Origin of the sequence: Shewanella sp. cp20 (assembly GCF_000832025.1) — a bacterium.
Lineage (GTDB): Bacteria > Pseudomonadota > Gammaproteobacteria > Enterobacterales > Shewanellaceae > Shewanella.
In genome coordinates this window covers 91,746-112,723 of record NZ_JPII01000024.1, presented here as the reverse complement: position 1 = coordinate 112,723, position 20,978 = coordinate 91,746, and the positions used below count along the sequence as shown (strand labels likewise).

The 20,978-nt window shown below is 55.6% G+C and carries 18 protein-coding genes; 5 read left to right on the top strand and 13 right to left on the bottom strand.

Features of this window, described 5'->3' with window-relative positions; translation table 11 throughout:
• Positions 1-183: 183 nt before the first annotated feature.
• From DB48_RS08625 to DB48_RS08595, 7 genes are all read right to left on the bottom strand, one after another.
• Entirely contained in the window at positions 184-1,404 is a 1,221-nt protein-coding gene (locus DB48_RS08625; protein WP_041509894.1) for a hypothetical protein, read from the bottom strand.
• 855 nt (positions 1,405-2,259) lie between these two features.
• The gene (locus DB48_RS08620; protein ID WP_041509889.1) at positions 2,260-5,490 is read right to left on the bottom strand and encodes an efflux RND transporter permease subunit; all 3,231 of its coding nucleotides are present in this window, start codon (positions 5,488-5,490) and stop codon (positions 2,260-2,262) included.
• A 12-nt stretch (positions 5,491-5,502) separates the two neighbouring features.
• Positions 5,503-6,744 carry an efflux RND transporter periplasmic adaptor subunit gene (locus tag DB48_RS08615; protein ID WP_041509888.1) on the bottom strand — a complete coding sequence of 414 codons (1,242 nt, stop codon included), beginning with the start codon at positions 6,742-6,744 and terminating at the stop codon, positions 5,503-5,505.
• Positions 6,745-6,805: 61 nt separating this feature from the next.
• A complete protein-coding gene (locus DB48_RS08610) occupies positions 6,806-8,101 on the bottom strand; it encodes a TolC family protein (RefSeq protein WP_041509887.1) in 1,296 nt (431 codons plus the stop codon).
• A 241-nt stretch (positions 8,102-8,342) separates the two neighbouring features.
• Entirely contained in the window at positions 8,343-8,741 is a 399-nt protein-coding gene (locus DB48_RS08605; RefSeq protein WP_052813721.1) for a hypothetical protein, read from the bottom strand.
• Between the two features lie 531 nt (positions 8,742-9,272).
• Positions 9,273-9,455: a DUF3012 domain-containing protein gene (locus tag DB48_RS08600; protein ID WP_011867156.1), complete on the bottom strand. Its 183-nt coding sequence runs from the start codon at positions 9,453-9,455 to the stop codon at positions 9,273-9,275.
• A 49-nt stretch (positions 9,456-9,504) separates the two neighbouring features.
• Positions 9,505-9,888, bottom strand: a complete 384-nt coding sequence (locus tag DB48_RS08595) for an STAS/SEC14 domain-containing protein (RefSeq protein ID WP_041509884.1) — start codon at positions 9,886-9,888, stop codon at positions 9,505-9,507.
• Positions 9,889-9,998: 110 nt separating this feature from the next.
• On the opposite strand from DB48_RS08595, the gene arfB reads away from it, so the two are divergent.
• The 4 genes from arfB to accC all read left to right on the top strand — a co-directional run bounded on the left by arfB (position 9,999) and on the right by accC (position 12,864).
• Entirely contained in the window at positions 9,999-10,409 is a 411-nt protein-coding gene (gene arfB / locus DB48_RS08590; RefSeq protein ID WP_041509883.1) for an alternative ribosome rescue aminoacyl-tRNA hydrolase ArfB, read from the top strand.
• Positions 10,410-10,523: 114 nt separating this feature from the next.
• Positions 10,524-10,976 (top strand): type II 3-dehydroquinate dehydratase, encoded by a 453-nt coding sequence (aroQ, locus tag DB48_RS08585; protein WP_041509882.1) that lies wholly within the window; start codon positions 10,524-10,526, stop codon positions 10,974-10,976.
• 7 nt (positions 10,977-10,983) lie between these two features.
• On the top strand, positions 10,984-11,415 hold the full coding sequence (gene accB / locus DB48_RS08580; RefSeq protein ID WP_041509881.1) for an acetyl-CoA carboxylase biotin carboxyl carrier protein: 432 nt from the start codon (positions 10,984-10,986) through the stop codon (positions 11,413-11,415).
• Positions 11,416-11,511: 96 nt separating this feature from the next.
• On the top strand, positions 11,512-12,864 hold the full coding sequence (accC, locus tag DB48_RS08575) for an acetyl-CoA carboxylase biotin carboxylase subunit (RefSeq protein WP_041509880.1): 1,353 nt from the start codon (positions 11,512-11,514) through the stop codon (positions 12,862-12,864).
• A gap of 36 nt (positions 12,865-12,900) precedes the next feature.
• Here the strand turns inward: accC and DB48_RS20550 are convergent, their stop codons facing one another.
• The 5 genes from DB48_RS20550 to DB48_RS08555 form a co-directional block, all read right to left on the bottom strand.
• Positions 12,901-14,541 carry an HD domain-containing phosphohydrolase gene (locus tag DB48_RS20550; protein WP_327270535.1) on the bottom strand — a complete coding sequence of 547 codons (1,641 nt, stop codon included), beginning with the start codon at positions 14,539-14,541 and terminating at the stop codon, positions 12,901-12,903.
• Entirely contained in the window at positions 14,436-16,088 is a 1,653-nt protein-coding gene (locus DB48_RS20545; protein WP_327270533.1) for a transporter substrate-binding domain-containing protein, read from the bottom strand. The genes DB48_RS20550 and DB48_RS20545 overlap by 106 nt, the downstream gene beginning before the upstream one ends.
• Before the next feature lie 98 nt (positions 16,089-16,186).
• Complete coding sequence (locus tag DB48_RS08565) at positions 16,187-17,239, bottom strand: MJ1255/VC2487 family glycosyltransferase (RefSeq protein WP_041509879.1); 1,053 nt, start codon at positions 17,237-17,239, stop codon at positions 16,187-16,189.
• A gap of 25 nt (positions 17,240-17,264) precedes the next feature.
• Positions 17,265-17,795: a phosphatase PAP2 family protein gene (locus DB48_RS08560; RefSeq protein WP_041509878.1), complete on the bottom strand. Its 531-nt coding sequence runs from the start codon at positions 17,793-17,795 to the stop codon at positions 17,265-17,267.
• A 97-nt stretch (positions 17,796-17,892) separates the two neighbouring features.
• On the bottom strand, positions 17,893-18,147 hold the full coding sequence (locus tag DB48_RS08555) for a YgjV family protein (protein ID WP_033539479.1): 255 nt from the start codon (positions 18,145-18,147) through the stop codon (positions 17,893-17,895).
• Between the two features lie 336 nt (positions 18,148-18,483).
• On the opposite strand from DB48_RS08555, the gene rraA reads away from it, so the two are divergent.
• Positions 18,484-18,969 carry a ribonuclease E activity regulator RraA gene (gene rraA / locus DB48_RS08550; RefSeq protein WP_011867166.1) on the top strand — a complete coding sequence of 162 codons (486 nt, stop codon included), beginning with the start codon at positions 18,484-18,486 and terminating at the stop codon, positions 18,967-18,969.
• Positions 18,970-19,092: 123 nt separating this feature from the next.
• On the opposite strand, the gene DB48_RS08545 is transcribed toward rraA, so the two are convergent.
• Entirely contained in the window at positions 19,093-20,556 is a 1,464-nt protein-coding gene (locus DB48_RS08545) for a serine hydrolase domain-containing protein (RefSeq protein WP_041509877.1), read from the bottom strand.
• Positions 20,557-20,978 lie beyond the last annotated feature (422 nt).

Below are 20,978 nucleotides of genomic sequence, written 5' to 3'. Positions count from 1 at the left end.
TTAATTGTAGAATAACTACTTATCTAAAAATCCTGCTTTGTTCTCAAGCGTTTTTCCTGCGCTATTTCTGATCACATGTTTACTGTGATTGGTATAAACCCTAAGTTCACCCTCGCCGATGGGCAGAAAAAAACCGCATCCTGTTAAGATGCGGTTTTTTATTTGGCGGCTAGGCCAAGCAGGCTAGAAATAGTAACCGAAGTTGATGTTAAAGCGCTTATTAGTGCCGCCATCACCCACCATAGAGCCTCCGATGAAAGGCTGATTCTCGGCGACCACAAAGTCAAAGTAGGTATACAGACCACCCGCAGTGACCGCCACCCCAGTCACGTTCATGAAGGTGTCTTCCTGGCCACTCGGCTTGTCGGTGATCAAGGAGTAGTCGTTATAGAAGGTCAGGTTTGATACTGGTCCCCACTTTACCGGCAGGCTATAGGCCAGGTCGGCCACATAACTGGTCGCCTCGGCAGGGATAGAATCGTAGAAGGCATAGGCGGCAACCACCATACGCTCTACATCCATGCCATCGACATCATACTTGTAGTCGGTGAGCTGCAACTTTAGGTTCCAGCGGTCATAGTTAAGCACCCCATGTACCGCCGCGGCAACCTGGTCACCGTCGGTGCCGTTTTCTATCTCAAGCTGGCCCATCTGACCCGACACGCCTAGCTCGAGCTTAACCTCGTCGAATTGAAAGTTATGGCTGTAACGGGCATTGAAGGTGTTCTTCTCACCGGCCGCATAGCCTGCGGTTGGCGCATCGTATATCCCCTCACCCGCCAAACGAACGCCTACTACGTCATAGGCATATCTGTGGGTGCGATCCGACACGTAACCATCCAGGCCACCTTGCTCGTCATTCTTGTAGAATGCGAGATCCAGTCGATTGCTGTCACTCTTATAGGTGTAGTTCAGACCCAAGTCGTAATCGTCTTCGAGACCCAGGTAGAAGTTAGAACTGAAGAAGTAGTTGTTCGAGGCATAGGTCAGGATACCGAACGGCACCTGAGTCACCCCTATCTTACCCTGCTGCTCCTCATCGAAGTTATAGCCGACCCAGGCATGATGGATCACGTTCATATATTCGAACCAACGATACTGGGCAGAGAAGATAACGTCGTCCAGATTACCGTTTACATCGATACGGAAGAGGTCGAAGTCGAAATCACCGCCGCGGTCGGTATTGGCGTCCGAATAGTCCTCGTAGGAATATTGGAAACGGGCTGCGCCGCCAAACTTGATCGACTTATCCATCTCCTTCTCTTCGGGCGCCTGCTCTTTCTCGGCTTCCAACTGCTCGATACGCGCCTTGAGCGCCTTAAGCTCTTCATCCACTGTCGTGGCGCCAGCATTGGCACTCAGGGCCAGCGCGATACAACTAGCTGCAAGTGTATAGCGAATCATCATTCATCCTCTTTGATTTATTTAGTTTTCTGCTTTTAAGCTGCCATCAACATCATGAGTATAGAAACCAGAGCACACTTAGGCCAAAAGCACCTAACCCGCTTAGTCAGGCAGGTAGATGGTCACCATTGAAACCAGAGGCCTCATACGCTTAGCAAAATGAATAAACATCGAGCCAAAACAATTAGCGCTCAAACCATGAAAGTTATTAGTATTATTATCGACGACAGCAAAGATGTGACCCAAATCGAACAAAAATGAGTTCACTCTGAGCATTAGGTGAAAAAATTTAACACATTTCACCCAAAAACTACAGAAAATTGCGATACAACAAGGATAAAGCGTCGGTAAAAATGCAGGAAACTAGTTACAGATCAAATCAAAATAAGAGGTAGCTGGAGGGAACGTAAGCATCTATCGCTAGGCTCTGCTTCAACCATTATCTAGGGAGTATGAGGATTGTCCATCTAGCGGCATATAGCTCAAAGCGTATCAATCCTCCATGCCCTAGGCAGGCAAGACTATCGCGCTAAAGCCAATTGAAATGACAGTTTAATACAGCACTTTGAAACAGCACTTTGGAGCAGTATTTTGAAGTTGTACTTTGAAACAGTACTTTAGATCAGTACTTTGAAAGAGCAGCTTGAAAAGACGAAAAAGCGCGGCCTCCTGCCGCGCGTGTTCACTTAAGGGAATTCCCCTTAGGATCTCTCCTCACAAGGTTAGTAATGAGCAGAGACTGAAAAGAGGAGGTCTCATTCCCCCAAGCTTCACCAAGGAAACATCAATGCGATGGCAAACTGAAAACATCGCCGCCTCCGGCCCTCCCTGGCCCCAATAAATCACTTCATCTTGCTAATCTAAGGCTTCCAGTTCCTTGTCAGCCTTAAGCGCCTTGGTCTGATATAGCCAGCGATACAGGGTCGGCAAAACCAGTAGCGTCAGGGCGGTCGAACTGAACAGGCCGCCGATGATCACCACGGCCAGCGGCTTTTGGATCTCGCTCCCCACGCCGCTCGACAACAGGATAGGGATCAGGCCCAGCGCCGAGGTCAGGGCGGTCATCAGCACGGGGCGCAGGCGCCCCACCGTGCCTTCATACACGCTGGTGTATAGCGCTTCCCCCGAGGCGCGGCGCTGATTGATGGAGTCCACCAGCACCACGCCGTTAAGCACCGCCACGCCAAACAGGGTGATAAAGCCTATGGAGCTGGGCACAGACAGATAGGTGCCGCTGACATAGAGCGCCACCACGCCGCCAATCAGCGCCAGCGGCACGTTGGCCATGATCAGCCCCACCTGCTTGATAGAGCCGAAGGAGAAGTAGAGCAGCAGGGCAATCAGGGCGATCGAGATAGGTACCACCAACATCAGCTTCTGCTGTGCCCGCTGCTGATTCTCATACTGACCACCGACCACGACCGTATAGCCAGGAGGCAGGTCGGCCTGGGGCACTATGGCGTAGATATCCTTCACCACAGAGCCCATGTCACGTCCCGATACGTTGGCCTGTACCACCACCCGGCGCTGCACGTCGTCGCGGCGAATGTTGGGCGGTGCCATCTCGACCACCACGTCGGCGACCTCTCCTAGACGCACGGTCGCGCCGCTGACACCGCTGAGCAAGAGGTCCTCCAGCGCATCCGGTGCGTTGCGATACTCACCGGCCAGGCGCACATTGATGTCGTATCTGGCGTTACCGTCTATCACCTGTCCGGCACTGGCTCCGCCAATGCCCTGGCTCACCAGGCTCATCACCTCATCGACGCTGATGCCATAACGGGCCAGTTGATCGCGCTTGGGACGCACCACCAACTGGGCCTCACCCGAGACCTGCTCCAGGGAGACGTCGACCGCGCCCTCGATACCAGATACCAGCTCACTCAATGCCTGCCCCTTGCTGGATAACACCTCGAGATCCGGCCCAAATAGCTTGATAGCCAGCTGCGCCTTCACCCCGGAGAGCAGCTCATCGACACGGGTGGCGATGGGCTGAGAGAAGGTAAACAACAGACCCGGGAAGACACTCAGCTTCTCCTCCATCTTGCGCTGCAGCTCAAGACGCGTCTCGGCGTGTTCCCACTCCTCTATCGGCTTAAGGCCGATATAGATCTCTATGTTGCTCACAGGTTCGGGGTCGCCGCCCAGTTCGGGAGCGCCGATACGGCTCAGGGCATAGTCGACCTCGGGAAAGCTCATCAGCAGGGCCTCCAGCTTGGGCGCCACATCCAGCGAGGTGCTCAGACTCGCCGTCGGTGCCAGGGTCACCCTCAGGTTGATGGTGCCCTCCTCCAGCTCAGGCACAAACTCGGTACCCAGTCTCGGCAGCAGTGCCATGCTGAGCCCAAACAGCATGATCGCGGTCAGCACCACCAGCTTAGGGCGGGCCAGCGTCGCGCTAAGCAGCCTGCGATAGACTGCCTCCACAGGTTTGAGTACCGGACTCTCCCTCAGGGTGACGCCACGTTTAAACAGGTAGACGGCCAGGGCAGGCACAGCTATCAGGGCGACAAACAGCGCCGCCACCATGGCCAATATGATACTCACCGCCATCGGCTGGAACAGCTTGCCCTCTACCCCCTCTAGGGCGAACAGCGGGGCGAACACCACTATGATGATGGCGGTCGCGAAGAAGATGGGACTGCACACCTCTTTGGCGGCCAGCATCACCCGCAGCGCGATACCGCCGCGCTCACCCGCTGCCTGGCCATCTTCCTCGCCGTGGTGAGGATCGACTTCGCCCGAGGCGCGCGCCCGCGCCGTATCAAGATGGCGCCTGTCGGGCTGAGTCAGGTGCTTGAAGATATTTTCCACCATCACCACAGAGCCATCCACCAGCATGCCGATAGCCACCGCCAGCCCGCCGAGGGACATGAGGTTGGCAGACATGCCAAAGTAGGCCATGACGAGCAACGCCAGGCCGATGGAGACGGGAATAGAGAGCAACACCAAAGCCGTCGCCCGCAGATTCACCAGAAACAGCGCCAGGATCACAACGATAAACACAAAGGCCATCAGGAGGGCATCGCGCACCGTCTCGACCGCCTTGTTCACCAGGTCGGCCTGATCGTAGAACACCTCGAAGGAGACTCCCTTGGGCAAGGCCTGCTCTATCATGGCGGTGCGGGCCGATATGTCGTCTATGGTCGCCTTGGTATTGGCGCCCATGCGCTTAAGCACCACACCGGCGACCACTTCTCCCAGCGCCTGCGGCGTGCCGCTATCGTCGCGGCGGGTCATGGTCACCGCCCCCACCCGGATCTCGGCGCCAAAGTCCACCCTGGCGATATCCCCCACACGAACCGGCGTGCCGCCAGCCTCCGTGAGCGGGATCTGGGCGATGGCCTCCAGGCCCGCCTTACCGGCGGGTAACAGGCCGTAGCCGCGAACCACCAACTGCTCCTGCCCCTGGTCCATAAACCAACCGCCAGCGTTGCGGTTATTGCTCTCCAACGCCTGGGTCACCTGATCCATGGAGAGACCATAGCTGCGTAGCTTGTTAGGCTCCAGCTGCACCTGATACTGACGCACCTCACCGCCGAAGGAGAGCACGTCGGTTACGCCGCCCACCGGCATCATGATGAGCTTCACCAGATAATCGTTGAGGCTTCTCAGCTCGGCCGCATCTATGCCGGACTCGGGCGTCGCCCGTAGGATGTACTGATAGATCTGTCCCAAACCCGAGGTGTTGGGGCCAATTTCAGGCACGCCCACGCCATCGGGAATCATCTCTCTGGCGGCCTGCAACTGCTCAAACACCTGCTGACGGGCAAAGTAGATATCCGTGCCCTCGGCAAACACCACGGTCACTATAGAGAGACCCGTGCGCGATAAGGAGCGCACCTCGGTCACCGACGGCAGGGCATACATGGCCGATTCCACCGGATAGCTGATCAGCTTCTCGACCTCCTCGGCCGCCAGCCCCTCGGCGGCGGTATTGACCGTCACCTGCACATTGGTGACATCGGGAAAGGCATCGAGATTGAGCTTAGGTAACATGGCGACACTGGCAATCACCCCGCAGAGCAGCGCCAGGGCCACCAGAAGCCGATTGCGTATCGCGCTATCGATAATTTTCTGAAGCATAGGAGCTACCTCTTAGTGATTGTGAATGTCGAAGCCAGACTTGGCCTGCTCTGAGGCCAGGAAGAAGGCGCCCGAGACCACCACCCGCATGTCCGGGCTAAGCCCCTGCACCAGGTTCATGCCGCGTTGGCGCTCACTCACCTCCACCTCGACGGCCTCGAAGCCCTCACCCTCTTCGACAAACACCTGCCAGTCGCCGTCACCGCCACGGGTCAGCGCGGCATCGGGCAATATCACCCCATCCTGACTTTCATCGGCCAGATAGATCTCGGCAAACTGCCCGGCGTGCAGCACATGGCCAGGGTTGGCGAAGGCCACCAGGATCTGCTCGGTACGGGTGACGGCGTCGATCTCATGGGAGCGGCCGATCACCTCGGCCTCCAGGCTGAACTCGCCCACCTTCACCAGCGCCTTGCTGCCTACCTTGATCTGCTGGGACTGGGTGGGCGTCACCTGGGCCTCGACCCAGAGGTGAGACTCGTCGGTGAGCTGCATCAGTGCGGTGCCACCAGCAAATACTTGTCCGCGCATGGCCACATCCTGCTGCACTCGGCCAGCCAGCGGTGCCAGCAGCTGATAGCGACCTATGGTCTCGGGATCCGATTCCAGCGCCTCGATCTGCGCCGGCATCATCTTAAGAGCGTCGAGTATGGCGCGCTTAAGCTCGGCATCCACCTGAGCCTGCAGGCGGCGACTGGCGCTTACCGCGCTTTGGCTCATGCGTTTAACCCGGCTCCACTCGGCGGCGGCATTGATATAATCCGCCTGGGCCTGGGCCACCGCCGCGCCCCCCAGCGTCAGCAGGGGCTGGCCCTTGGTCACTTCCTGACCCGGCACCACATGGCGGGCCAGCACGCGCACCTCTGACTGAGGCGCCAGGGTGACGGTGCGCTCTCTGTCCACCACCAGGGTGGCGGTAGCGACGGCGGCCAGACTAAAACCCTGGCGGCTGATGGGCGCCACACGAATACCGGCGAGCTGGCGCTGGGCCTGGTTGAGCACTAGCTCACCACCATGAGCCTCCTCACCGCCAAGGCTTTCCGCATCGCCATGCCCCTCGCTCTGATTCTTGGTCTGCTCTGGTGCCGACTCTTGTGTCAGCGGCTTCTTGTCCGACTCGGCGCCATGGTCATGCCCCTCGGCGCCGAGGGCGACCCCGCCCATGGCCGTCATCGTCATCAGGGCGCCGAAGCCCATGGCCCGCATCAGCGGGTTAACCCGTAGAAAACCTGTCTTATTTGATTGATTCTTCATAATTTTCACCTAAATTCTTTAGCCTTCTCTTTCGGTTCACTCAGTCCGTGCCGAAAGAGGATTAAACGCCTTCACGACTGACTTGACGCTGCAGGTATTCCTCCAGCTGGCCGCTCTGAGCCATCCAGTCGAGCCAGCTGCGATACAGGGCACTCTCGAGGGCCACTCCCGCCAGATAGCTGCTGGCCAGCTGCCGCTGCCCCTGCAGGTAGTCGCCTGTGCTAATGTCGCCCGCACGCCATTGCTGGGTCAGGGCATCCTGCACACCGGCACCGGAGGTGAGCACCAACTCACGCCACTGGCGGTAACGCTGCTGCAGTCTGGGCAGGCTTAGGTGAAAGAGTTTGGCGGCCTGGGTGAGGCTGCGCTCACGGGCCAGATAGTCTTGCTCGGCGATGGCAACCTGTGTGCCGGCCGCCGCCTTGGCTTCGCGGTAGTTGTTGCGGATCTGAATCGGGATAGAGAGCCCCACGCCTAGCTTGTTCTCCTCTCCCTCTCGCTCGGCGTTCAGGCTGATGCTGGGATCGGCGCTGGTATCTGCCGCCACCTGCTGGCTGGCAAGTTTGGCCATCATCACCTGCTGGTAGGCGCCGGCCAGTGCGGGCAGCTCGGGGCCAACCTCGCCACTCGCCGCTGTGTCGAGGGCTCCGATAAATTCGGCAAAGGGTAGTGCCAACTCACCAAAGCGGCTCAATACGCTGGCATCGGCGGCCAGGGATGCCTGCTCGGCATTCGCCAGTTCGGCGGCCTTACTGGCGAGATCCAGCTGCATCAGCTGCAGCTCGGCCCGTGACAGGGCTCCCGCCTCAAGCTGTTGCCGGGCGATGGCAAGCTGCTGCCTTGCACTCTCTAGCTGTTGCCCCTGAAAGGCCAGTAACTTGGCCTGCTGAGCCTGCTCCACCAGCGCCATCAGGAGGTCACCGTAGAGCTGGCTGCGCGCCAGGCGATTGTCCGCTAGCAGGATCTCGGCCTCGAGCTGGGCGATACGCTTGGCCACTCCGCGCTTGTCGCCCCAATCCAGGGTCTGACTCACCTCCAGGGTGTAAGTATCTTCGCTGGCATTTTGATAGCTCACCCCCAGCTCGGGGTTATAGACGGGCCTGTCTGCGGCCTCGACCAAGAGCCTGGCCTGACGAACCTTGGCCTGCTGCGCCTGGATCTCGGGCAGTTGATTTACCTTGGCCATCAGGGGGGCCAGCCACCCCTGAAAACCTGTTTCATCTATCTGCGCCAGCAGCGGCGCGGCTGCCATGTCACCGGATTCGGCGTGCTTTTGCTCGCCGTAAAGGGGCTCGGCGTAGAGGGGCGCGCACCATATGGCGCCCAGCAATGCGGTGGCGATTAAGGTCTTTCTCATCGCAATTCCTAATCTTAAGGATCAGGGTTTTCCGTCGCCTGTCGCCATAAGCAACAAGCCATGAGCAACAAGCCATGAGCAACAAGCCATGAGCAACAAGCCGTGCAGGTGCACGGTCTGTGACAACACAAAGCGCCACAACCGCTAGGCAGACAGTTGACAGAAAACACCCGATAAAAAACGGTCACCTCACAGAACCTGTGACATTCTCCAGGCCTGAAAAGGCATATTTTTTAACAGATTAAGAAAGAAGGATCGGCGGACGATAGGCCGCTTGTTGCTCCGGGGGAAGGTAGTGCAATCTGGCGCTCGCAGGCTCGTCGCTCACGGGCACAGAAGGAGTGAGTGTCAGCAGAGAGACTAAGGTCACATGACCGCCATGGCACTGGCAGTCGAGGCAGAGATCGAAGGTCTGAGTCTCTGTCTTGCTGATCTGATGTTGATGAGGTTTCTCTACTCCTGATTCCAGCTCTGGCTCATCGAAGGCGCACTGACAATCGATACATTGCGCCAGGCTTACCACCTCGGCGGTAAACTGCAAGTGGGGATGGGTTTCGCTCTCCTCTTCATGGCTACCAAGATGCAGCTGATGCGCGCCAAGATTCGCCCCTGCAAACTGCAGTGCGACGACGGCTATCATCATCAAGGCTAACTTGTGAACCAGTTGTCGAAAGAAGAGGCTCAAGCAAACTCCAAAAGGAAAAAGCGTAAAAAGGTCGGGAATTCAGACCCAGGGGTTGGCAAATAGTTCCAAGACTAGCGATTAAATAACGGGGCTCTCGCCCCATCATGCCAACCAGATCACACTGCTAGGGACTGTCTAAGGCCTGTCATTGCTGTTCGGTCTAAACGCATTTTATATGCGACCTTGCAGCTTACAGGAAAGCTCGACAGCCCTAGGGCCTGTTGATCTTTCAAGTTTAATTTTTGTTCAATCTAAACGCGTTTTGCGCGAGGCGAGAGCCATGAAGCATAGTTACTCTATGTGAATGGCGAACAACAAAGTGCAGCGCGCGTTTAGATGAACCCGTTGGGCAGCTTTTGTAGACCATTTCTACGGTGTTATCGCCAGTTTGTGTAGGATACTACACGGCACAGGCTCTGCCTTGTATAAATCACCTTCAAACTGCTGCAAAAACAAACGGCAAAGATCAACAGGCCCTAGCGGTAATTACTTAAATACGCAGTGCTTGGTGTAGTCGGCGGCTTCGTTGGCCGTCCAGTCACCCTTAGGCTTATCTTCCATCTGCTTACACCACTTTTCGCTACCCACCTCGGGAGCACAACCAGAAAGCGATGCCATCAGAGCCAGAGCCAGTGCGGCAGACGTCAGAGAGAGTGAAGATTTTAACATGAAGAGATTCCTTAAGGATGTCAGATAGTAATATTACCAGTCCTGGAGCCTAAGACTCCTGCTCGATCGGACAACTCAGTTTGGCGGTGATCCACTCGATAGCCTGGGGTTTATCTTCAAGAGCATACCACGCCACCTCCCCCTGCATAAAGGGGCCCATTAGGCGCACAGCATTACCAAACCAATCGGGCCCGCCCACCAGCACCAAGGCATCGAACCTAGGCAGTTGCAGCTCACCGACGCCCGAGAGCGACTGGCTCTCCCAGCCTTCCAGCAGCACGTCGGCCTCGATATAGAGACACACCTTACCCGAGGCCTGCTGATATTCCTCAATGATCGGGACTATCTTGCGGCAATAGTCCTGGGTCGACAATCGCCCGCTGGCAAATAAACTGATCACCCCATTGGTGATATCGGCGATTTGACATAACATACTCACACTCCGAGAAGGCGCCTAATTTGGCGACCATTTTGCATCATTTTGACAGGCCAATGATACAGGTCTAGATCAAATAAGCCGAACATGCCGACAAGCGAGCTCAGATGATACGGATCTCTCAACGCGTCCAACTAGCCGATAACGAAGTGGAATGGCAATTCATCCGCTCCAGTGGCGCCGGCGGTCAGCACCTCAACAAGGTTTCTACCGCGGCCCAGCTGATCTTCGACATCCGCCAATCCTCCCTGCCCGAGTTCTATCAACAGCGTCTGCTGGCTAAGTCGGATCATCGCATCACACAAAGTGGCAAGATCATCATCAAGTGCCAGGCCAGTCGCAGCCAGGACGCCAACCGTCAGACGGCGCTGGAGCAGTTTATCGCCCTAGTGGCCAGCGTAGGTCACACCGCCAAGAAACGGGTCGCGACTAAACCCACCAAGGCCAGCCAACGCAGGCGGGTCGACGCCAAGAAACAGCGCGGCGCCACCAAGGCCCTCAGGCAGAAACAGTTCTAGCCAACAAGCAGGCTAAGCCAAGCTGAATTTTAGTAACGAGTAGCCAAAATCGCCGATAAGTGTGCTAAGTTGCAGGTATCTGACTTAAAAGACTGAATCCATAAGGTGTTGTGCATGAGCAAATCGGTGAAAATTCTCCTGGTGAACGGCCCCAACCTCAACCTGCTGGGCCGAAGAGAGCCCGGCCATTATGGTCATCACACCCTGGCGCAGATCGTCGAGCAGCTACAGTGCTTGGCAGCCGAACAAGGCGCCAGCCTGGATCATATCCAGTCCAACGCCGAACATGAGCTGATCGACGCCATCCACCAGACTGACGCCGAATTTATCATCATCAATCCGGCGGCCTTTACCCACACCAGCGTGGCACTCAGAGACGCCCTGCTCGGCGTCGCCATCCCCTTTATCGAAGTGCATCTCTCCAACGTACATGCCAGAGAGGCCTTCAGGCATCACTCCTACTTCTCCGACAAGGCCGTGGGCGTCATCTGCGGCCTGGGCGAGCAGGGCTACCGCTACGCCCTGGATTCGGCCATCGCCCGTGTGAGAGCCAGCAAGGAGAAATAACCCCGCCATGGATATTCGCAAGATAAAGAAGCTGATCGAGCTGGTGCAGGCATCTGACATCACAGAGCTTGAGATCAAGGAGGGCGAGGAGTCTATTCGCCTCTGCCGCCAGGTGTCCGGTGCGCCGAATACTCAAACCCCAGGCGTCACCCTCGCGAGCGAGACAGAGCCCGAGACGCAAGCCAGTCAAACCGAATTTGAGGAGGAGACCCTGCTGCGCTCCCCCATGGTAGGCACCTTCTATCTCTCCCCCGCTGTCGATGCCGCCCCTCTGGTGGCACTGGGTCAGCAGGTCGAGCAGGGGGAGCCTGTCTGCATCATAGAGGCGATGAAGATGATGAATCAGATCCAGGCGCCACACGCAGGCGTAGTGAAGGCGATCCTCTGCCACAGCGGCGATGGCGTAGAGTTCGATCAACCTCTCATGGTTATCGAATGATGGTGATCGAATGATGATTCCCGAACAATGATTGTCGAATGATGGTGATAGAATAGGGATAAAACCAACCCCCAGGAGGCTCAGGTGGCACAAGCGATGCGCTCATTCAACAAGGTCTTGATCGCCAATCGCGGCGAAATCGCCCTGCGCATCATACGCGCCTGTCGCCAGCTGGGCATCAAGACGGTCGCCGTCTACGCCAGCGCCGACAAGGACAGTGCTCACCTGAGACTCGCCGACGAGACTATCTGCATCGGCCCTGCCCCCGCCAGAGAAAGTTACCTCAATATTACCGCCATCCTCGGCGCCGCAGATCTAACAAAGGTCGATGCTATCCATCCCGGTTACGGCTTTCTGGCGGAAAATGCCGACTTCGCCCAGCAAGTCACCGACAGCGGCTTTCACTTTATCGGCCCCAGCCCCGACACCATACGCCTGATGGGCGACAAGGTCAGCGCCATCGCCGCCATGAAGGCGGCGGGCGTGCCGACCGTGCCCGGCTCAGACGGCCTGCTGGGAGACGATGATGCCGACAACCTCAAGCTCGCCAGAGACATAGGCTACCCGCTGATCATCAAGGCCACCGCAGGAGGTGGCGGCAAGGGGATGCGGATCGTCGAGGCGGAGGCCGGGCTGCTCAATGCCATCGCCCTCACCCGCCAGGAGGCCGATGCCGCCTTCGGCAATGGCGGCGTCTACCTGGAGAAGTACCTCACCCGGCCAAGCCATATCGAGGTGCAGGTGCTGTGCGATCATCACGGGCATTGCATCTCGCTCGGCGAGCGAGACTGCTCGCTGCAGAGGGCCCAACAGAAGGTGATCGAGTCAGCCCCGGCGCCAGGTTTGACGCCAGAGCAGCGCAAACAGATAGGCCAAAGCTGCATAGAGGCCTGTCAGGCCATAGGCTATCGCGGTGCAGGCACCTTAGAGTTTCTCTACCAGGATGGCGAGTTCTACTTCATGGAGATGAACACCCGCATTCAGGTGGAACACACCATTACCGAGATGGTCACCGGCGTGGATCTGCTTGCCCTGCAGCTCAAGGTTGCCCAGGGCGAGCCTTTAAATTTAAATCAGCGATTAATCGCACCTAAGGGTCACGCCATCGAGTGTCGCATCAACGCCGAAGACCCGGCCAGCTTCGCCCCCTCACCAGGCCGGATAGACAAGCTACAGGTGCCCGGCGGGTTAGGGGTGCGCTGGGAGTCCCACCTCAGCGCCGGTGCCAGCGTGCCGCCCCATTACGATGCTATGGTCGCCAAGTTGATCACCTGGGGGGATGACAGGCCAGAGGCGATCGCCCGCATGCACACCGCCCTGGATGAACTGACTATCACAGGCATTAAGACCAATGTGCCGCTGCTCAAGGCACTGCTCGCCGACCCACAAGTGCAGCGGGGCGAGGCCTCGATACACTACCTGGAAGATACCTTCTTTCCTGGAAAATAAGTACCTGCAAGACTTCAAAACCAACCCCAGTCTCGACTAGGCCGCCAGGTACTTGTCAATATCCACCTCGTCGATCTGCTCTGCCGCCAGATAACGATTAGCGTACTCGAGATAGATGCCGCTTGAGAGGAACAGCTTAAACACCTCGCCGTCCACATGCTGATCGAGCACCATCTTATGCAGAATATCGATGGCGACGCTCAACGGCTTGGCCTTCTTGTAGGGCCTGTCGGCGGCGGTGAGCGCCTCGAAGATATCCGCCAGCACAAGTATGCGCTCGGGGATCGACAGGTCGTCGCCACTGAGCTTTCTGGGGTAGCCGGTGCCGATCAGCGTCTCGTGATGGGTCGAGGCATAGCGAGGCACACGCGCCAGCTCCGGCGGGAAGGGTAAGTTCTCCAGCATCTTGATAGTGCTGGTAATATGCTGATTGATCTTGAACCTGTCCTCGTCGGTCAGGGTACCACGGGAGATACTCAGGTTATAGATCTCCCCCTGATTATAGAGCGCCTCGGGCACAGTCATCTTGATGCCAAACTTAGGGTCGAACACCTCGGGGCGATGGCGAGGGACCACATGCTCTGGCTTGTCGGCCAGCAGCTGCTCTGTCACCGGCAGGCTGACCTCCTTAGTAGACTCGGGATGGTTAAGCTCCTCTACCGGCGAGAGGCCGAGACGATCATCAAAATGACGCTGCCAGGTGATTTGCGACAACTCCTTTAACCTGTCGATATCGGCTTGCTCCATGAACTCGCCGCCCACGTTGGCCCCGGCGATGAAGGCAAAGTCTTCCCTCAATTGCTCGCGGCGTTGGTTCAGCTCCGCTTTATGCTCGGCCTCAAGCTCGGGGCGCTCCAAGCACTGCTTAAGGTAGTGAATCTCGGCGTCGCGCCACAGCACCTCGAAGCGCATGCGCACCTCGTGGATGCGGTTATAGATCAGCTCCAGCTTGCTGCCCTTGTCCACGATATGCTCTGGCGTAGTGATCTTGCCGCAGTCGTGGAGCCAGGCCGCAATACGAAACTCTCTGTGTTCGTCGGCGTTATGGAAGCGAAACGCCTCAAAGGCGGGCAGATCCGATTTGGCCGCGTATTCGGCCAGCATCAAGCCCAACTCGGGCACCCGGTTACAGTGCCCGGCGGTATAGGGAGACTTGTCATCGATCGCCTGAGCGATCAACTTGATGAAGGCGTCCATCAGCGCCTTATGATCTTGCTCGTGCTGACGAATCGACTCGGCCATATCCACCAGGGAAACCGCCAGCTCGTCGATCTCCTTGATATAGGAATCTACCTTAGCAACCTCGTCATAGCGGCGAAACTTCACCTTGAGGTTTTCCAGTGCCAGCTGCTTGATCGGCGAGATAATGGGCGAGGCAAACACCCAGGAAAACGGCAGTGCCAGCAGCAGGCAGAGCCCTGTGATGGCTATCGACTGCTTCACCTTATCCAGGCTAGAAGCCAGCAACATCTCTTGGGGCACCAAGATGGCAAAAAACTCCTGTTCAGCGGCGTTACTGCCAAGGGGAGAGACATAGACAAAGCAGGGCTCCCCATTGAGCGAGGTGGCGATCAGCTGCTGCGACGGCTGGGATCGGCGGCGATATCGATAAGCGCCTTGTAGGGCACAGTCCCCTGCACCCTGGTCGGTGCCACCTGCTGCCCCTCGGCAAACCATTTATTGCGCAGCGCCTGCATCTGCTCTGGCGTGATATTGGCGATCGCCTTATTGATCAGCGAGATAAGGGCGGCATCCTCCGAATGCATCACTATGCTGAGCCCCGCCTTAACCTCCACGGGGGCGTAATCTAAGTCCTCATGAAACTGCAAGCCATCGATATAATATTGCTGCGCCGTGTAGCGCAGCACTATGCTGTTGTCGATGGCGGCATAGGCCCGCCCCTCTTTCACCGCCTGTAAGATCCCTCGGGTCGAGGGGATCTCAACCACCTGGATGTCGGGGAAATATTGCCTGATGATAGGAACGATCGACCAGCCCTCAGGGATCGCCACCCGCTTGCCCGCCAGCTGATCCACATGTTTAATCGACGGCTCTCCGGGCCGGGTCACGGCCGCGAAGGGCATGCTCAAGAAGGACTGACTGAAGACCCCTAACGAGCGATTGGCCTCGCTGTTAAGCACAGAGTGCAGCAGGTTGATCTCCCCCGCCTTAAACTTGTCGACAAATTCCGACCAGGTGAAGCCATTGTTGTAGTTAATGGTTAGCCCCGTCATCTCGGCCACCAGATTGAGCAGGTCTATGCTGTAGCCCATCGGGCGACCGGCCACGGCAAAGTCTATGGGGGGCCAGTCGGTCTCGTTGGAGGCGATAAGCGCCGGCGTATTGGCCACCAGCGCCTGCTCCTCTGGCGTGAGAGTCAGTGGCTGGGCGGCAGGAATATCGACCAAGGCGGCCTGCTGACGATTAGAGGCCACCAGGGCGCCGCTGGCACGGTAGACAAAGACTTCACGCCCCGCTTCACGCCCCGCCTCATCGCCGCTTCCCAGCTGTATCAGGTAGTCATCCAGACTCGACAGGGCCACGTCCACCGCCAGCACGGCATCGCTGCCTGGCAGGCGGATAGAATAGGTGATACCGGGAGCCTGCAGGTTCTGAAACAGATAGGGTTCGGTCTTAAACACCTTGTCACGGCGCGCATCGATAAACCAGGGGCGGATGCTGGCATCGTAGTCTGTGGGTTCCATGCGGCTCGCGCGCTGATTAAAGTCGGCATCGAGATAATGAAAGGCGCGAATACGCCCCTCGCCCTTGCCCTGAATGCTGATGATCACCCAGCGATCCTCCAAGGAGGCCTTGAGCTGGCGCCGCACTATGGGGTGGGCATCTAGGTTCACCAGCTCGAACAGATCGCCATCCGGGCTGCCCAGGTAGATGGCATAGATAAACTTTGCCGAGCGCATCGCCTGACCGAATACCTGCTTGGCCTCTCGGGTCAGCCCCATGGGGGTATAGAGCCCCTCGAAGTTGGCGACCAGCTTAGTGGTGTTAATAGCCTGGCTGTCGAGCTGACTCAGGTAGCTGCCTGTGCTGTCGGCGCTCTGGTTATAGAGCTTGAGGCTGGCCTCGGTGGCCAGCCGCTGCCCGAAATAATATTGCAGGCCGATCGCCACCGCGGCGGTGAATAGTGTGGCGATGATAAAGGTGCCCACCACAGTGACGCGTATGGTAAGCCGCTTAGGTTTGGCTAAGGTGAGACCCAGCATGCGATGTCCTTTCCCATGAGTATCCGACTCAATGAGTATAACCAGATATCCGCAGCTCTCACCATAAAAAGCGAGTTAACATCCTAAAAAATCACATATTAGGGACTTTTCTTGCGCCATGATTCCGGCAGTTCCACCTGCTGCCACAGCTCCTGGCACAATGTCTCGCCCTGATGCCAATTGCCCTGCTTGAGCCAAGAAACCAGAGCATCTCCCACCTGGGGATAGGCGATAGGCTCGGGCTTAGGCGCCCGCAGCCAGCGCTTCACCACTGCAGGATCGAGCCACTTCATGCTCTCGGCCGCCCCCAGCAGCTCAAGCGCCGCCACGTTAGAGAGCTGCTCAAACTGCCCGTGCAGCGGCTTGACCAACAGCTTCTTACCCAGAGTCAGCGCCTCACTGGCCAGCTCGAACCCGGCGCTGGCGATCACCCCACCACACTGGGCCAGCTTGGCCTTGAAGCCGTCACGATTAAAGCCAGACCAGATAACATGCTCGGCGCAGCCCAGGGGCGCAGCCGAGCCATGAAACACATGAAAACGATACTCGTCAAAGTCCCTGAGTAACGCGTTGATATCCTCGGGCGACTCGAACGGCAGATAGACCAGAATGTCGTGGGAGTTATAGCTCACCAGCTCGCTCACCTCCACGAAGGGCGGCAGCAGCGGGAAGCCAAAATGATGCCAGTGGCAGCCCAGCGCTCGATCGACCGGCGCAAAATAGTTGAGCAGCATCTGATTAAACCAGCCGTTACCCACCTTAGGCACATCATATTGCAGCGCCGCCTGATGGCTCACCCCTATAGAGGGCACCCCCTGAAGCCGCGCCGCCCAGGCAGAGACAGGTTCGAAGTCGTTAAGTACTAGGTCATAGCCGCTGAGATCTAGGCCGCGCACATCTTTGACCAGGGCGCTCAGGGAGTTCTGCAGCGCCGTCTTGGCGATGCTGACACAGCCATTTTGAGTCGCAAAGGTTAACCCGGCCTGGGTGCGATACTCGCCGAAACACTGCATGTCGAAATAACCTTGACTGTCACGACCGGAAAAGAAGAAATCGACATCGACCTGCTGATTTTTAAGGGCCGTCGCCATGACTCTGGCACGACTGAGATGGCCATTCCCTGTGCCTTGCACGCCGTAAAGAATACGCATGTTTGTGCTGACTCCTGCTAGTGATTTATTGCCCGACGAGAGGTAAAGCCAGGTAGCAACTCGTCACGCCCAGAAGGGCCCCCGCCAGAATATCCAGCGGGTAATGCACGCCCAAGATGATACGCGAAACACCTATGATCGTCGCCCAGCCGAAGACCAGCCAGGCAAAAGCGGGATAACAGCAGGCGATGGCGCTGGCCATCACAAAGGCCGCCGCCGTGTGGCCCGAAGGCAAGCTGAACTTATCCGATGGCTCAAAGGTCAGCATCAGGCTATCGCCGCCGGGCAGAGGCTGATGACAGGGACGCGTACGCCGAATACTGTTCTTGAGCGCCAGGTAGAGGGGCAGCTCAATGATGAAAGCGGCAAGCGCCAGGTTGAACAGTGTCTCCCCCCGCTCATCGAGCAGCAGCAAGAGCACACACAGATAGAGATAATAAGGCCCGTCGCCCGTGGCCGAGATAAGCCTGGCCTTAGGGTTTAGACGGTAAGCCACGCCACAGGCGTTGATCGCGGCAAAGACCTGGCGATCTAGCTTAGCTAAGGTCTGAAACATAAAAGGCTCCGGATCATTAAGGTATGAGCAGGAGCCTAAAAACTCGCTATGACGCCTAGGTGACATCTAGCCTAAATATTTATGACAGGGATAACCCTTATGCCTCGGCGGTATTGCCCACCTGAGACTTAGCGCGGAATAACTTCACTAAGTGATAGATATTGATACAGGCGACAAAGGCGTTCATGCCGGCCACAGGCCAGGCCGAGATATAGATCCCGTAGATCACAAACAGTGTACAGCCGGTAAAGTTAAGACATCTTAGCCAAACTATATCTTTCATCATCAAAGAGATAGCCACCATCACCGAGGCGGAATAGCCGATTAGTTCAATTGTGTTTGAAGCTTCCATAAGGCACCTTCTTAAGGCCCTCTGCCGTCCATAAGCTAACTGGGGGATCCGTGCCCCTAAAGCAAGTTAAAGTTAAGTTAATCGTTGACTACCTACATGCTAACAAATTTAGCCCCAGCTTGTAATTAAAATACGTTATTTAATGACCTTGGTCATGTTTTTTGCACAATAAGAAAGCAATGAAAGAAAGATTACAACAACTTAGCCAAACGGCGCTATTATCACCAATAGCGTGAGTTATAACGCTTTTCTTTTTAAGAATCCCTTATATACTGGCTGGTAACAATATATTGCTGATTTATCCCAGTAAAATGCCTCTCTACAGGAGTATGACTTATGGAATACAACACCTCAGAACTTTGTGACACTTACATTGATGTGGTCGATGTTGTTGAACCCATGTTCAGTAATTACGGTGGTTGTAGCTCTTTCGGCGGTTCAATTAGCACCATTAAATGCTTCGAAGACAATGGATTAATCGCTGAAGTACTGCAACAAGATGGCGAAGGCAAAGTATTGCTGGTCGACGGCGGCGGATCCCTGCGTCGAGCATTGGTCGACGCCAACATCGCCGAGATCGCCGTGGCAAATAACTGGGAAGGCATTATCGTTTATGGTTCGGTGCGCGACGTCGACGCACTGGAAGATCTGGACATAGGTATTCAGGCGCTGGCCTCCATTCCCGTCGGTGCAGACGGCCACGGCGTGGGCGAACTGGAGATCCCGGTTAACTTCGGCGGCGTGACCTTCCTGCCAGCCGACCATATCTACGCCGACAACACAGGCATCATCCTGTCACCCGAGCCTCTAGATATCGATTAAGCTGATGCCCGAAATGGCATGATAATTTTGGCTTAGCCATCTAATCGTAAAAGGACGACCGAGAGTCGTCCTTTTTTGTGGCCTATCGATAGCCCCCCTTGCCTCTGCAATCACTTTTGCTAGTTATTGTTTCAACCGGGCTAGCTGCTTAAGGGCATGTTGATTGTTCGGCAAAAACTCGAGTACTTTTTCGTAATTAGCTATCGCTTCTGGCTTATTGCCAAACGCGGCATAGGTTTCGGCTAGGCTGTCATAGGCATTGGCATTGTCGGGAAACAGATGAACATTGAGCTTAAATACCTCTAATGCCTTTGCTAGGTCATTTTTAGCCACATAGCGATAGCCCAAAAGGTTAACTTCTTGCACATCAAATTGTGCACTTGCTTTCATTTTATCTGCTAAAGCAATGGCTTGATTAAAGCCCTGTGTTTTCATTCCTTGGAAAAGTGTGAATAAGTCTTTTGACAATCCCCAACCGTTGTCAGCTTTCATCTCAGGGTAATAAAAGCCAGCAATTTCATCGATGAAGAATATCGGTAAGCTACCCAACTTATTGGTTAATACAATGACGGTTAAGTTATCTTCAGGATAAATCACCATTGACGTCGCATCGCCACCACTGGCACTCACTGCCGGATGCTGTTCTCGCCCAATCGTTTGCCAGCCAAGGGCATAGCCATTTTCTAAATTACTAAAGCCTGCGGTTTTACCATTGTTTAAACGAGTAGGTGTCCACAACTCTTTAAGGTGCTCCTTATCGAGCAGTTTTTGTTGTTGCAGCGCTATCGCGTAATTAGCAAGCTCTGTTGCGGTTGCACTCATACCCGCCGCGGTTCTAAAGAAGGGGTCGTAAGTAATTTGTACCGTCTGAAACTTTCCCTGATTGCCAGTAAAATAGGGACGAGCCTGATTGGGCACTATGGATTCAGTATGGGCAAAACCTGCCGCCAAGGTGATAGGCATATCTAGTTTAGCCAACTGATTTTGCTGGATATAGCTGGCAAACGGCTGGCCCGATAATTTATCAATAATTTTACCCAACAAGATGTAACCTGTTTGGTTGTATTCGAAACGGGTATTGGTTTCAGAACGCATGGGTAAGCTAAGTACTTCCTGCCACGCCGGTTCGGGTTGGCCATTGGCAATTAAATCAACCCAATGACCATTTAATATCTTGGGTAGACCAGAGGTATGGCTCAGCACCTGGCGGATAGTCAGTGGTTGCCACGCTTTAGGCAAATCATCTAAGTGCTTTGAAAGCGGATCGTTGACCGATAACTTGTTCTCTGCGGCAAGTTGCATAATAGCAACGCCGGTAAAGGCTTTCGTCATCGAATAAATGGGAAAAGGGGTATGGTTTTTTACCGTGACTTGATCTTGCAAGTTTGACAGACCATAACTGGCTTTTTTTATCAGCTTATTGTCTTTGACGATTGCCAGCTGTAATCCGGGAATATTGGCTGTGCGCATTTTCTCCAGCAGAAAATCGTCTATTTCATCGGCTTTTACCTGTGAGAGTCCGCCGATCAGTAATAGTGTGCTTAATGAGAGAACATGTAAGCGGAGACGAATGTTTTTCCTAAACATCAGAACAGGATTTCCTTAATTGTAATCGTTGAGATAAAACACCCTTTATAGCGCTTGATAAGTAGCAAAAGTATAAGGTGCAGGGTATGACACTCGAAGTGAATTATCTAAATTAGCTTCGAGTAATGGTGCGCATAGTCTACCGATATTTACATTATTGACAAATACCTAGACGTTAGCCTGTCGCCAATGCCGTTAGACATAGATCAAGCTGACGCCGAAATCGGCCGCGTACTTTAGGCTGAGTGATTTAGGCTTGGCTGTTTAGGCTAGATGAGTTAGGTGTTTTCTACTTTTCGCCTCAAACTAGCTTGATGTTTAAGAGAGAGCTTTAAACCATAGCTTTATGGTGTATTAATTGCCTGCGGCAAGCTTATGTGCAGGTACTCCTGAGGCACGCTGTAAACCCTTCCCTGGGCGCT

Excerpts from the sequence above, each read along its gene's own strand:
- DB48_RS08625 (WP_041509894.1), bottom strand. The coding sequence starts at position 1,404 with ATGATTCGCTATACACTTGCAGCTAGTTGTATCGCGCTGGCCCTGAGT.
- DB48_RS08620 (WP_041509889.1), bottom strand. The coding sequence starts at position 5,490 with ATGCTTCAGAAAATTATCGATAGCGCGATACGCAATCGGCTTCTGGTG.
- DB48_RS08615 (WP_041509888.1), bottom strand. The coding sequence starts at position 6,744 with ATGAAGAATCAATCAAATAAGACAGGTTTTCTACGGGTTAACCCGCTG.
- DB48_RS08610 (WP_041509887.1), bottom strand. The coding sequence starts at position 8,101 with ATGAGAAAGACCTTAATCGCCACCGCATTGCTGGGCGCCATATGGTGC.
- DB48_RS08605 (WP_052813721.1), bottom strand. The coding sequence starts at position 8,741 with ATGATAGCCGTCGTCGCACTGCAGTTTGCAGGGGCGAATCTTGGCGCG.
- DB48_RS08600 (WP_011867156.1), bottom strand. The coding sequence starts at position 9,455 with ATGTTAAAATCTTCACTCTCTCTGACGTCTGCCGCACTGGCTCTGGCT.
- DB48_RS08595 (WP_041509884.1), bottom strand. The coding sequence starts at position 9,888 with ATGTTATGTCAAATCGCCGATATCACCAATGGGGTGATCAGTTTATTT.
- arfB (WP_041509883.1), top strand. The coding sequence starts at position 9,999 with ATGATACGGATCTCTCAACGCGTCCAACTAGCCGATAACGAAGTGGAA.
- aroQ (WP_041509882.1), top strand. The coding sequence starts at position 10,524 with ATGAGCAAATCGGTGAAAATTCTCCTGGTGAACGGCCCCAACCTCAAC.
- accB (WP_041509881.1), top strand. The coding sequence starts at position 10,984 with ATGGATATTCGCAAGATAAAGAAGCTGATCGAGCTGGTGCAGGCATCT.
- accC (WP_041509880.1), top strand. The coding sequence starts at position 11,512 with ATGCGCTCATTCAACAAGGTCTTGATCGCCAATCGCGGCGAAATCGCC.
- DB48_RS20550 (WP_327270535.1), bottom strand. The coding sequence starts at position 14,541 with ATGGTTTGCCGAGGGGCAGCAGGTGGCACCGACCAGGGTGCAGGGGAC.
- DB48_RS20545 (WP_327270533.1), bottom strand. The coding sequence starts at position 16,088 with ATGCTGGGTCTCACCTTAGCCAAACCTAAGCGGCTTACCATACGCGTC.
- DB48_RS08565 (WP_041509879.1), bottom strand. The coding sequence starts at position 17,239 with ATGCGTATTCTTTACGGCGTGCAAGGCACAGGGAATGGCCATCTCAGT.
- DB48_RS08560 (WP_041509878.1), bottom strand. The coding sequence starts at position 17,795 with ATGTTTCAGACCTTAGCTAAGCTAGATCGCCAGGTCTTTGCCGCGATC.
- DB48_RS08555 (WP_033539479.1), bottom strand. The coding sequence starts at position 18,147 with ATGGAAGCTTCAAACACAATTGAACTAATCGGCTATTCCGCCTCGGTG.
- rraA (WP_011867166.1), top strand. The coding sequence starts at position 18,484 with ATGGAATACAACACCTCAGAACTTTGTGACACTTACATTGATGTGGTC.
- DB48_RS08545 (WP_041509877.1), bottom strand. The coding sequence starts at position 20,556 with ATGTTTAGGAAAAACATTCGTCTCCGCTTACATGTTCTCTCATTAAGC.